The 12,725-nt window shown below is 61.3% G+C and carries 9 protein-coding genes; 3 read left to right on the top strand and 6 right to left on the bottom strand.

The window, feature by feature from the left end:
* Window positions 1-66 precede the first annotated feature (66 nt).
* From AC5P5W_RS11590 to AC5P5W_RS11580, 3 genes are read left to right on the top strand one after another with little or no spacing between them, the layout of a single operon-like run.
* The gene (locus AC5P5W_RS11590; RefSeq protein WP_053494813.1) at window positions 67-1,473 is read left to right on the top strand and encodes a UbiA family prenyltransferase; all 1,407 of its coding nucleotides are present in this window, start codon (window positions 67-69) and stop codon (window positions 1,471-1,473) included.
* Between the two features lie 29 nt (window positions 1,474-1,502).
* Complete coding sequence (locus AC5P5W_RS11585) at window positions 1,503-1,880, top strand: SMR family transporter (RefSeq protein ID WP_053494798.1); 378 nt, start codon at window positions 1,503-1,505, stop codon at window positions 1,878-1,880.
* 3 nt (window positions 1,881-1,883) lie between these two features.
* Window positions 1,884-2,855, top strand: a complete 972-nt coding sequence (locus tag AC5P5W_RS11580) for an NAD-dependent epimerase/dehydratase family protein (RefSeq protein ID WP_069118022.1) — start codon at window positions 1,884-1,886, stop codon at window positions 2,853-2,855.
* 193 nt (window positions 2,856-3,048) lie between these two features.
* Here the strand turns inward: AC5P5W_RS11580 and AC5P5W_RS11575 are convergent, their stop codons facing one another.
* From AC5P5W_RS11575 to AC5P5W_RS11550, 6 genes are all read right to left on the bottom strand, one after another.
* Window positions 3,049-4,410, bottom strand: coding sequence for a glucosyltransferase domain-containing protein (locus AC5P5W_RS11575; protein ID WP_164110884.1), 1,362 nt, complete (start codon window positions 4,408-4,410; stop codon window positions 3,049-3,051).
* A 366-nt stretch (window positions 4,411-4,776) separates the two neighbouring features.
* Complete coding sequence (locus AC5P5W_RS11570) at window positions 4,777-6,042, bottom strand: glycosyltransferase (RefSeq protein WP_197574381.1); 1,266 nt, start codon at window positions 6,040-6,042, stop codon at window positions 4,777-4,779.
* Window positions 6,039-9,596 carry a polysaccharide pyruvyl transferase family protein gene (locus AC5P5W_RS11565; protein ID WP_495221147.1) on the bottom strand — a complete coding sequence of 1,186 codons (3,558 nt, stop codon included), beginning with the start codon at window positions 9,594-9,596 and terminating at the stop codon, window positions 6,039-6,041. Before AC5P5W_RS11565 ends, AC5P5W_RS11570 begins: the two co-directional genes overlap by 4 nt.
* Window positions 9,593-10,885, bottom strand: coding sequence for an ABC transporter ATP-binding protein (locus tag AC5P5W_RS11560; RefSeq protein ID WP_053494792.1), 1,293 nt, complete (start codon window positions 10,883-10,885; stop codon window positions 9,593-9,595). Before AC5P5W_RS11560 ends, AC5P5W_RS11565 begins: the two co-directional genes overlap by 4 nt.
* A complete protein-coding gene (locus AC5P5W_RS11555) occupies window positions 10,885-12,132 on the bottom strand; it encodes a glycosyltransferase (protein WP_197574379.1) in 1,248 nt (415 codons plus the stop codon). Before AC5P5W_RS11555 ends, AC5P5W_RS11560 begins: the two co-directional genes overlap by 1 nt.
* The gene (locus tag AC5P5W_RS11550) at window positions 12,116-12,721 is read right to left on the bottom strand and encodes an acyltransferase (protein WP_069118025.1); all 606 of its coding nucleotides are present in this window, start codon (window positions 12,719-12,721) and stop codon (window positions 12,116-12,118) included. The genes AC5P5W_RS11555 and AC5P5W_RS11550 overlap by 17 nt, the downstream gene beginning before the upstream one ends.
* Between the last annotated feature and the right edge of the window lie 4 nt (window positions 12,722-12,725).

Below are 12,725 nucleotides of genomic sequence, written 5' to 3'. Positions count from 1 at the left end.
CTGCGGCATATGTCGCATCACAATGATGTACCGGCTGGATCCGGTGAGTTGACGCCGGGAGCAGCCCTGTGCGTCGATCTGGACGGGACGCTGCTGCGTAGCGACCTGCTGTACGAATCACTGCTGGCCCTGCTGGCGCGCAACCCGCTGTTTGCTTTGCTGGTACCGTTCTGGCTGCTGCGCGGCAAGGCCTATGTTAAGCGCCAGCTCGCTTCCCGGGTGGCCTTGCAGGTTGAAACCCTGCCATACGATGAGCGTGTCGTGGCCATGCTGCGCGCGACACCGCAGCGTCCGCGTGTCCTGTGCACCGCCTCGGACCGGCTGTTGGTCCAGCCGATCGCCGATCATCTCGGCGTTTTTGACGAGGTCATCGCCAGCGATGGGGCCCGCAATCTGGCCGGGCACGCCAAGGCTGAAGCCCTCGTCGAGCGCTATGGGGAACGGGGGTTCGACTATCTCGGCAACCACCGCGTTGACCTGCCGGTCTGGAAGCACGCCGCAGGTGCTGTCGTCGTCAACGCCACCGGATCGCTGGCAAACCAGGCCCGCGCGCAAACCCGGTTGATCGACCACCTGCCTGGACAGCCCGGAGGGCTCCGCACCTGGATCAAGGCCCTGCGGCTGTACCAGTGGCTGAAGAACCTTCTGGTACTGGTTCCACTGCTTACCGCGCACCGTCTGTTCGAACCAGAAGCCGTAGTAAACGCGGCGCTCGCCTTCCTTGCCTTCGGCCTGTGCGCATCCGGCGTTTACCTGCTGAACGACCTGCTGGATCTGGCGCCAGACCGGCAGCATCCACGGAAGCGGAAGCGACCATTCGCGGCCGGGACCTTGCCCCTGTTTCATGGCCTGGTCGCCACCCCCTTGTTGACACTGGCCGGTTTCGCTCTGGCGCTGTGGACAAGTCCTGCGTTTGCACTGGTCCTGCTGATCTACTTCATCACGACCCTGGCCTATTCGTTCACGCTCAAGCGCATCGTGATGATCGATGTCGTGGTGTTGGCGGCGCTTTACACCGTGCGGATCATCGGCGGCGCTTTTGCAATCGATTCGCCACGGTCATTCTGGCTGCTCGCGTTCTCGATGTTCATTTTCCTCAGCCTTGCCCTTCTCAAGCGCTATACCGAACTAACCGCGGCTGCAACGCAGGGAAAGCAGAAAGCCTCCGGTCGCGGATACTCCGTGGCCGATCTGCCGCTGGTGCAGTCATTCGGGACAGCTGCGGGCTACATCGGCGTTCTGGTCTTCGCCCTCTACATCAACAGCCCTGACAGCCTCAGACTGTACGCCACGCCCCAAGTGCTCTGGCTGCTCTGTCCTGTGCTGCTGTACTGGATCAGCCGTGCCTGGTTTGTCGCCCACCGGGGCGACATGCATGATGACCCCATCGTGTTCGCAGCGCGCGACCGCGTCAGCCAGGGCGTCGGCCTCGCCGGGCTGATCATCGTAATGGCGGCGACACGCCACTGGTAATGCCTCCTCATCATTCCAAAGTTGATCGCATGTATCTCAAATTCATCCCACTCATTCTGTTCTCCGTAGCCCTCAATGCGAGTGCGCAGCTTTTCCTTCGCAAAGGCATGCCGAATGTTTCGCTGGTGACCAACCAGGGCGTGCTTGAGCTCGCACAGGGCGCCATCCGCGTTGTCCTCAATCCGTGGGTCTTCAGCGGACTGTCGTGCTATGCGATCAGCATCGTGCTTTGGATGTACGTCCTCTCCAAGGTCCAGGTGAGTTTCGCTTATCCCTTCCTGAGCGTGGGATACGTGATTGTCGTTGGTGCTGCATATCTGTTCTTCCGTGAACCGGTCAGCGTAATGAAGCTGGCTGGAATCGCGCTGATCTGTGCTGGCGTCGTTCTCGTCGCGCGTGGGGGCTGAGCCGTGACCAAGCATATTGTCATTGGTGGCTCAGGCTTCACCGGATCGCATCTCGTCCGGACCCTCCTTGCACAGGGCCAGCAGGTTCAGACCGTTGACCTGCTGCCTCTGCCTGCAGAATTCTCCGGCAGGGTCGTCCATCACCAGCTGGATATTCTGGATACTGCGGCGCTGTCGCGCGTGCCATTGGATGAAGGTGATGTCGTCCACCATCTTGCGGCAAGGCAATTCCATAACGCCGTGCCGGCAAAAGAGCAGGACGCCTGGTTCGCCGAGGTCAACGTTACCGGTACAGCCAATGTACTGAAGTGGATGCGTAAACTGCGCCAGCCACGCTTGATCTATACCAGCACGGACATGGTGTACGGGCTGCCGGAATCGCTGCCTGTACCTCCAACGCACCGACGCAACCCGTTGGGGCCGTATGGACGCAGCAAAGCGGCGTCGGAACAACTGTGCGAACAAGCACGAACCGAGGGCTACCTGATTACCGTCCTGCGTCCACGCATGATTGTGGGCCCCGGACGCTTTGGCATCCTGATCAAGCTGTTCCGGCTGATGGACCTTGGCCTTCCCGTGCCAACCATCGGCAGCGGTCGGAACCGCTACCAGATGATCGCCGTGGAGGATGTCGTCAGCGCAATTCTTGCTGCGGTCGAGAAGGGATTCCCCGCCGTCGCACTGAGCTTGGGATCGGGCGATGCACCACCAGTTCGCCAGTTGCTGCGCAATACGATCAAGCGCATCGGCTCGCGCTCGATTGTAGTGCCGGTACCCGCCAAGCCGTTGAAGATGACCCTGTCGCTTCTGGAAAAGCTGGGCAAACCGCTGCTGCATCGGGAGCAGTATCAGATCGCCGACATCAACTACGTGGTCGACATTGCACCTACGCAGGAAGTTCTGGATTGGCATCCCACACGCAATGACGAGGACATGCTCGTTGCAGCGTACGCACATTACCGGAAGCAGATCTGAATGATCTGCATGGAGGGACCTGGATGGGGTCGCCTCCGTATCACTGGCCTCGCCGGAGAAAAGTCCGGCGAGGCGGGATAGAGATCAGCGCGGCAAACCACCACGATGCTGCCCCAGCAAGGAAATGGCGATGACCTCCTTGCACGGGAGCCGCTGCGATCTACGTCGGGCCGGACGCACTGGCGGCGCCTGATCAGTCATCGCTATAGACGATGACCGCGCCACCCTTTGCATCCTGGAAGAGCCTCAGTCGCCCTTCACCCAGCCCGGTTTCATTCACGGCGTCACCTTCCACCGCCATCGCGCACACTTCTGCCTCGTGCGTCCGGCAATCAACAAAACTCCTGACCCCGGTAGCCACCACCACCGAATTCATCAAGTATTCGTTGTTGAAAGTGGCAGCTGGCTCTTTGCCACCCGGCATGCGGCCGGAAACCGCCAGTACTGAATACCGGTCTGCCGGCAATGGCAATAGCGTGTGGATCTTCTCAAACAGGAAGGAGGTCGTTTCCACCTGGGTCTGGAGGAACGTACGGGCCTGTGCTTGGAATCCAATACCGCCCGCCAGCAGGAGGAGGAATACGACCGCCCGTGAGATACGATTCCCACCTCCAAGAAGGCCGAAAAACAGCGCCAGTCCAAGTACCAGCGCGATCAGGCTGCGCGTGGTAATTACTGGTGCCAACGGAATCGAGAATGCGTGGAACGCCGCAGCGACCATTGCGAGCGTCAACAGGATCTGGACTGAACCCTTCCGGCGAACGGCGAATGGAACGAGCAGCAGCACGGTTGCCAACAGCAACCAACCATCCAGGTTCGAGGCCTTGCCAATGGAAGCTACACACTTCCCGAATGATCCAATGACGTAGCTTACGTTCTGCCATAAAGAGGGAAGATCCTTGGCCGGATGTGGCGATCGCCAGTCATCCACCTGCGGACCGAAATGCCCTGCCAGCAGCAGCAGCATCATCGACATGACCAAAGCGCCGAGTACCGCCCCTCCCACCCAGCTGAGCGTGTGTTGCAACCACAACCTCCATCGATCTCGAGCACTCCGCTGTTCGGACGCGAATTCGCCGATGAACAGGAGCGGGACCAGGAAGTAGTAGCTCTGCATCGTCCCGAACAGAAGGATCCCGAGCGCCGCATAGACCGCAACCGGTGCTATCGCCACTCGCCGCGTGACCACCTCGGCCAGGATCAGGACTGCAACTGCCGAGAACGCAGTGGCCGGCCACATGCTTTGTTCCACGACTGGCGGAGAGATCGAAACGACGGCCGAAATGATCAGTGCCAGTGCAACCGACAGGCCTGCGCGGCGCGCAATGCGATAGACCAGCAAAAGATGTGCGGCGATATACGCGGCGAACCAAGCCGACGCGTCAATACTGACAAGCACATCCTTGAAGATGTAGTTCAGCCACCGGCCATCCTGCAACAGCTTCAGCTGGAAATAGTGGTTGTAGTGAACTTCATCGTGACCGAACACATGCAGATTCGATAGTTGGCTATAAGCGGATGCCACGAGCAGCATGGACAGAAGCGCAGCCACCATCTTGAATCCGCCATGGCTCGGGGCATCAGTGCACATCGAGTGCAGCTGCGACCGCGCCCGCCCAGCCAAGTTACTCCAATCCATATCTTCCCCTAACTCCAGATTCGCCCAACTGAATTTGACCGGCCTAGCATCATCCAGGCCGAGGTACCGATGGCGGTGAACGGGCCCAATCGGCTCTTTGACTGCCCTGAAGACGTCGTATCCCGTGCGGAATGCTACTCGACTGGATGATGGCCAAGCCAATCCTTTGTGAGCCAACGGCATGGTTGGGCAGGCCCGCGCGGCTACCTGCAGCCGATCCAGCGAGCGATAGGGCACATTGCCCCATGGACAGTCTCGTGCATCACAGGACTTCACTCCCGATCAGGAATGCAGCAGCAGGTGCCTGAGCCTTTGCACGAATTGACGATGGTCATAGTGTTCCGCCAGGAACAGGCGCGCCTTGGTAGACGCGGCTGACCAAGCCTGGTCGTCTTGATCCAGCGCCTGGATGGCAGCAGCAAACTTCGACGGGTCATCGGTAGTCGGCAGTATATCCTCGACTCCAGCCAGGCCCTGCGCGGCCGCACCGGTCAAGATGATTGGAACACCCTGCCCTATTGCCTCGATCACCTTCCCCTTGACCCCGCCGCCGAAACGCAACGGCGCGATGACCAGGCGCGTAGACGCGTAACAGCGCTCCAATGCAGCATCATCGATGCGACCGAGAATACGCACCGTGTCAGAGGCATGCTGGGGCACACGGTAGTTCTCCATACCGGAGCCCACCACGGTGAGGACCGGCGCCTGTCCCCCCCGCTGAAGCAAGGGCAGCACCTTGTGCAGAAACCAGTCCAGACCATCTGCGTTTGGTGCATGCGCCATGCTGCCAACGAACAGCAATCCCGATCTTTTGCCCGGGCCGGGCGTGTGCTGCATGGATCCTGCATCCACGGTCCACAGCGGGAACATCTCGCCGTTCCCGGCCAAGCCGCGATCAGCAAGGTGACGGTTCACTGTTTCAGCCTCATCTTTAGAGGGATACAGAACTACGTCGGCATTTCTCCACGCTCGCTGTTCCACCACTCTCATCAACAGACACTGCCAATGATCGGCAAGGGTGGCCTTGGACGTAGCACGCATCAACTGCAACCGCAGATAGTGGATGTCGTGCCCGTAATAGAGATGAGTACCGGCAATCGCCGCGCGCAGGACCGGTAGATACATGGCCGCGATCAGTGGGCGGCTTGACACCGACCCGATGAAACTTCCTCCGAACGTCGCCAACCATCCGTCCAGTGCCCCCGTTTCCCGTCGACTCAATGGGGTGATGCCTCTCCCTTCAAGGGCGGCTCTCCCAGCTGCGGAGGGCTCAATCGTTGCCGACCAGAAGACGACCTCCATGCCGGCATCGACCAACAGGTCAGCGAAGCATGAGATCGCGCGCGATCCCGCATCACGGTCAATCTCGGGAAAATCATGGTCCACGAGGAGCACCCGCGGGCGTTCCGTCGACGGAACCTCCGCGGGTGTTCCTGTGGACCGTGACATCGACCAGCGACTGTACAACCCAGGGCCGAACATCAGCATGGCTTCCAGCAGCCGTCGCTTGACCTTGCCCCACCCCATTGCCGTCTCTGCCTCGCTCAATGCCAGGACTTGAGGTCCACGAAGAACTCCGGATACCCCTTCCACTTGTCGCGGAAGTAGGCTGCGTTGCGGTTGAACAGCCGCTTGTAGCGCTCGCTGCCCTCGCTGGCACCGGTAGTCTGGTGCGGCTGGTGACGGACACCGGCCAGGTCACGGAACGCCACCGAATAACCAGCCTTCTTCACCTGGAAGCAGATGTCCGTGTCTTCGAAGCACGTAGGGTCGTAGAACACATCGAAGCCTTCCAGACGCTCGAACAGGTCACGGGCAATGAACATGCAGCTGGTCCCCAGGAAACCCACGTCATCGCGGTATCCCTTGATGCGGGCCTCGTTGTTCATGCCGCGATTGGGAAGGTAGTCGGAGATGGGTCCACCCAGGTCATCACGCGTGGCGTCGAACCATCCTGCATTCCAGCCGATGGTGCCGACACCGGGGTTGGCCGCCAGGATGTTCACGGCTTCACTGAAGCAGGACGGAGAGGTCAACCACTGGTCGGAGTCGAAGAACGCAATATAACGGCCGGTGGAATGCTTGACGCCCAGGTTGCGACCCGAGGAGCATCCATTCTCACTGTTGCGCACAAGCTTCACCTTGGCATGCCCTGCGTACAGCGATTCAACCAGTTCGGCGCCGCCATCGCTGGACTGGTTATCGACAACCACGATTTCCTGCAGCCATTCCCCGGCGTGCTCCAGCAACGTGCTCACGCAGCGCTCAATGATGCGGCGGTTGTTGTGGATCAGCACAACCACGCTTACCGACACCGGATACTCCGGTTGCATCAACTGCTCGACATGGCCCAGCCAGGCGTGGCGGGCGATGAATGCGTAGTCTTCCGATGCAGTGGCGCCGGCCAGCTGTGCGGAAAGCTGCACGGCATCCACCCGATGCAAGTTGGGCGACGGTGCGAATGACGGCAGCGCATCGACAAACACCGGCTTCTCCAGCAGCAGCGCCGCCATTGACAGGTCGGCAAGGCGCGTGCGGTCCTCGGCCCCGCCGACGATGACAACCGCATGCGCGCCGGCGATCAGCGGAGCCATCTGCTGCGGCTGCCACGACCAATCGAGGGCACGTACCTGGCGGCTGTCGCGGCCATCCACGTTCATTCCCGTGACATGGAAAACGAGATCGGGGGACGCCTTCAGCGCGGCATCAAGCCAGGCGTCGCCGTCTCCGCCGAAGACAACGAACAGGACATGTTGTCGCCCGTCCTCATACGCCTGCGGCAGCCCATGACTGCGGTAGGAGTCGAAGATTTCATTGTCTCCAGCCGCGCCCAGGAAGCGCGACGGCAGGCCATCGACCTTATGCTCCGGGTGTCCGGTGACAACGCGATCAGTAAGGACGCGCAGTTCCGCGGAGAGAGAATCCGCACCGAGTGCAGCGAGGTCGACGATCACTTCGGCACCGCGTTCACGTGCCGACCGGGCCAGGCCCAGCGCCTCCGGCGATGCATCGGCAAGCAGAACGCGAGTACCCTCGGCGCGCACTTCCTGCAGCCAGGCGTGCGCATCGACAGCGAGACGCGCCGGCAGGCCGCTGCCGTCGTCCGGCCAGGCACTTCCATCCACCGCGGTGATGCGCACGAAGAAGCCGGCACGATCGCCCGCCTTCGCGAAGTGCATCGCCCGGTTGGGCCAGCCGTCGGTGGTCAACGTGTTGGCGATCACCAGCAGGCGTTCGCGGCGAACCGGTCGCACCATCGGCGGTGGCGGTTCCGCCATCTGTTGCGTGGCAGCGGTCTGAGGAACACCCAGCGTCTTCATGCGTCGCGGGATCTGTTGCAGTGCGACCTTCAACCCGTGCCGCCTCCAGACCGAAGCCAACTTGAAGGGGGCGGCCAGCAGGCGCACCAGGTCGCGGCGAAGCAACTGCAGGAACCTACGCAGGCGACGCCAGAGATTCAGCGCATCTGCGGTCTCCTGACGGCTGCGCGCCAGCTCGGCCTGCACCTGTTCGATTTGCTGCAACAGGATCGCAATGTAGACCTCCTTGTCATCAATATAGGCCTGCTTGCCTGCCAACTGCTGCTGGATCTGCTGCAGCATCTGCGCACTTTCCTCCTTGACCTGCTGCAGTGCCTGCGCACTTTCCTCCTTGATTTGCTCCAGTGCCTGCGCACTTTCCTGCCTGATCTGCTGCAATGCCTGCGCATTCTCCTGCAGCTGGCCTTGAGCCGCATCCAGGCGGACCATGTCTTCATTCATCTTCTTTTGCTTCTCGACAAGTTGCTGCGTCAGGTTTGTGTTCTGCGTCGTCTGCTCGGCAAGCTGATGGTCCCGGAACAGCAGTAGATCGTGGGCGCGTTGGCTCTGCTGCCGGGTCTGTTCAAGCTCGACCAGTGCCTGTTGCAACCACAGTGACAACCAGTCTGTGGAGGTTGCGTCGAAGCGAAGGGGCACCGGCGGCAGGGAGGAGCAGCCGTCGAGCAGCTGCAGGTGCGCGCTGGCGGACACTTCCAGGCTGTCCACCACCTGCGGATCCGGCCGCCAGGCTTCGGTGACCAGCGATTCGATCGCCTGCACGAAGCGCTCCGGGCCATCGTCGGTCGACAGCCTCAGAATCGACGGCATTCCAGCCATCGCATGGGCATGCGACAGCTTGTCGTCGTACTCAAGGCCTGCGGTGGGCTTGCCCGCCAGCAGGGCAAGGATACTGGCATGCAGGCGCATGGACAGCACCGCGTCAGCGCTGGCGATTGTCTGCCAGGTCGCATCCGTTGTTGCCGGTGCGATCAGTTCATCATTGCTGCGCCCGGGTAGCTGCTGGCGCAGCGATTCGATCAAGGGCAGGTCGGACGTCGCGCCACTGCCTTCGGTATGGGCCTGGAACGCCACCCATTGGATCCGCCATCCTGCAGGAACTGCAGTGCGCAACGCCTCCACCAGGGACGTTTTCCACTGCCCCTTGTCCCATTCACGCACCACCACCGCCAGTACCTTGCTCTGCGGCTGGCCTGCATCATGCGCAGCCTGTTGCGCCGGCAATGGGTGATAGCGGCGGAACAACCATCCCGGATCGGCGGCAACGAGGATATCCCGATCCACGCCGATCTGGCGCAGCAGTGCCTTGGATGATTCATCCCGCACGGATACGGCGGCCGCATGCTGGAACAACTCGCGCACCAGGGTGCGTGCGCCCTCTGAACTCAGCGGCCCAACCCCCTGCCCCCATACGATTGTCGGCACTCCCAGTTGCCGCGCGAGCAGCATCGGCCGTGCATAGCCGGAAATGTCGTTCGCATAAGGGAGGTACACCGCATCGAGGTTGAAGGGATGATGGTCCTGGAAGATGCCGCCGCCCCCCATCACCAGTACGTCGCAATGCATCAATGCACGAGCGATGTCCCCGACATTGGCAAACTGCACGGCATCCACACCATGCATGCGGCGGGTCAACGAGGGATCGATGCTGGCAACCACCGGCTCGCCGCCCAGTTCGCGGATGCGACGGACCAGCAGGTCCAGCAGCACCTCGTCGCCCACGTTGGGTGCCCCATAGAAACCCACGACCAGGGCCCTGAATACTGGCTTGGAGTGCGTCATCATGCAGTTCTCACTGGTGCGGTGAAGCGAGGGGCGGGAGCAAGCCAGCCATGACCGGAATGGGGCTGAGGCAATACATCCACATGGCCCGCGTAGGGCACGCGTGAGTGACGGTGGTACTCGCCCGTGTCGAGGTCACCGATGCCCAGTGCCAGCACATAGCGGTTGCCGGTGACATTCAACGTCAACTGCCAGTCGAAAACATAATCGCCCGGTTCCGTCGGCAGCGGCGAAAGGCTCATGTTCTGGGTGGTGCCAGCCCACAGGGCGATGTCATCCACGCTCTTCAACTGAATTCCATAGCAGGGCTGCTCGATACGCCGGCGTACATGGATGGCGACCTTCACCAGTACTTGTTCGCCATGGCCGAACGTCGTCCTTGGCTGCCCCTGCAGGTCGAGAATCTCCACGCCGGTGATTTCGCTTGCCGGCAATGCCGCAGCGTCTGCAGGCAGGCCATCGTCCTGCAAGCTGGCAAGGGCCTCGTCCGCATAGATCACGGCTCCGCCTTCTTCGTCCACCAGGTCGTCGGCATACTTCTTGACAACCTCGCGGCACGGTCCGTCCAGCACGACCCGTCCGCGACGCAGGTAGATGCCCCGGTCGCAGTATTCCAGCAGGGTATTGGTGGAGTGGGTAACCAGGATGATGCTGACGCCTTCAGACTGCATCTTGCGAATGCGGGTAAGGCACTTGGTCTGGAAGGCGGTGTCGCCCACTGCCAACGCTTCATCCACAACCAGGATATCGGGTGACACGTGGATCGCCACGGCGAACGCGAGCCGTACGAACATGCCCGAAGAGTAGGTCTTGACAGGCTGGTCGATGAATTCACCGATATCGGCGAATTTTTCAATTTCAGGCATGAGGCGGGTCATGTCCGCCGAACCCAGGCCGATGATGGCACCTGCCAGGTAGACGTTGTCGCGCCCGCTGAATTCCGGGTTGAAACCAGCGCCCAGTTCCAGCAGCGCCGATACCCGCCCGTTGACGGTCACGCTGCCGGTATTGGCCTGCAACGTACCGACCAGGATCTGCAGCAGCGTCGACTTGCCGCTGCCATTGCGGCCGATGATTCCAACAGTTTCGCCCGGCGCGATGTCGAAGTTGATGTCGTCCAACGCATGGAACACGCGCGCCGGCTGCGGCTGCATGCCCACCAGGCGCCGGAGCCGGTTTGCTGCCGGCTGCAACAGGCGCTGCGCCGGACGGTCGAAAATGCGGAAGACCTTGCCGACACCACGTACCGAAACCACCGGCGCAGCCGTCAACGGCGTATCTGCTGCCTGCATCACATCACCCCCGCATGCCGATAGGCGGCTCGCTTGGCGTCCAGGCTTGCCTGCTGTGAATACTCGCGCGCCATGAGATCCTGCCCTGCCGTCGACAGAGCTGCCAGTCGCGCTCGGTCCTGCGCGCATTCCAGCAATGTACGGGCAAACCCTTCTGCGTCATCACGCACCAGGATGTCCACGCCGTCGGTCGCGCCGATGCCCTCGCACCCCTTGCTGGTGCTGAGTACCGGGATGCCGGCAGACATCGCCTCGACGATCTTGACGCGGATGCCGCCGCCGGACAGCAGTGGCACCATCAGCAGATGCGCTTTGTCCAGCAGCGATTGCAGGTCGTCGACGAAGCCATGCACGAGAACGTTGCGGCCGTCATGCAATGCCTGCAGCGCCTCCGGAGGATTGCCGCCGCAGAAGTGCAGAACAATCTTCCGCTCCTGCAACTGGCCTGCCAGCAGCGGATGGATCTTCTCGGCAAACCAGGTCACCGCCTCCGCATTCGGGTACCAGCCAAAGCCTCCCATCCACAGTACGTGGAAGACATCATCCGGCTTGTCTTCAAAACGCGTGGTACCCAACGGAAAGTGCAGCGGCATGAGGTAGCGCGGGACCTTGTCGGTAACCCGCGACATGTCATGGCGAGAGATGAAGGTCATCGCCGAGAACCCGAAGGCATTGTCGATCTCGACAGCCTTCGCGGCTCGCCGGCTTCGGCTGGCAACCCATTCCATGAAACGCAGCTTCCATCCGGTCAGGCCTGCCGGCATCCAGAACGGAAAAATGTCAGCTTCGATGTTGTGGCTCAGCAGGATGCCCGGCACCTGTGGCAAGAATCGACGGAAGAACGCCAGATGGGTCGAGTTGACCTCGATCGCATCGATGCCCTGTTCCCGGACGATGCGACGTGCAGCCGCAACGGCGCTGCGGCTGTAGTAGCTGGCATCGATGAAAGGCAGACCCTGCAGTGCCTGCCGCGCCATCGACAGGGCTCGCTGCACCTTGGGCAGCTCGAACGGCATCTTCGGACGAGGCTCGAGATGGACCGACCGGAACACTTTGTCGTAGAGCGCGCGATGCTGCTCGACTTTGCGTCGGTCGGCGTCGCCGCCGACGTAGCAGAACAGGTGGTAGTCGATCTCCTCGGCGAACGGCAGAACTGCGTTCACCGCATAGATGTCGCCCCCCGTCACCGCCGGCAGCGAAGGCGCCAGCATGAACACGAGGACTTGTTTCTTAACCTGCGGTTTCATCGAAGATATCCGAATCAAAATACGGTGAGAACCTGGTGAGGTACTGGATATCCCGGTTGCGTTCACCGATCTTTCGGGCGGGTACGCCACCCACCACCTCATACGGTGCCACGTCGCGTGCCACGACCGCACCCGCCGCAACCACGGCACCTTCGCCGATGGTCACGCCCGGCAACAAGGTGGCGCGGGCACCGATCCAGGCATGGTCCTGGATGGTGACCACGCCGCCAATCGCGGGAAAGGTCGGTGCGTTGTGGTCATGGTGCAGGCTGAGGATGCAGGTCTGGAAGGAAACATTGACGTTGTTTCCAACAACCACGCCTACCCGGCCATCCAGATACACCTCCCGGTTGATCACGCAGTTGTCACCGATGCTGACGTGCGCGCGCACCGGATAACCGGTGACGAACCAGCGCATGCTGACGTGCGTGTCCTTGCCGATCGCCACCTTGAGCACGCGGGTCAGATAGAACCGGCGAACACATTCGATCGGAAAGCGGGCAACGACATTGTTGCCGAGGTAGTACTTCAGCCCCATAAGCACATAGAAGAAACGCTGGCGAAGAAGCCATTGCTTCAGGCGACTCATCGTG

Source organism: Stenotrophomonas sp. YJH_SMC_123 (assembly GCF_059368215.1).
Note: the sequence above shows the minus strand (reverse complement) of the source record. Positions and strands in the feature narration are given on the sequence as shown.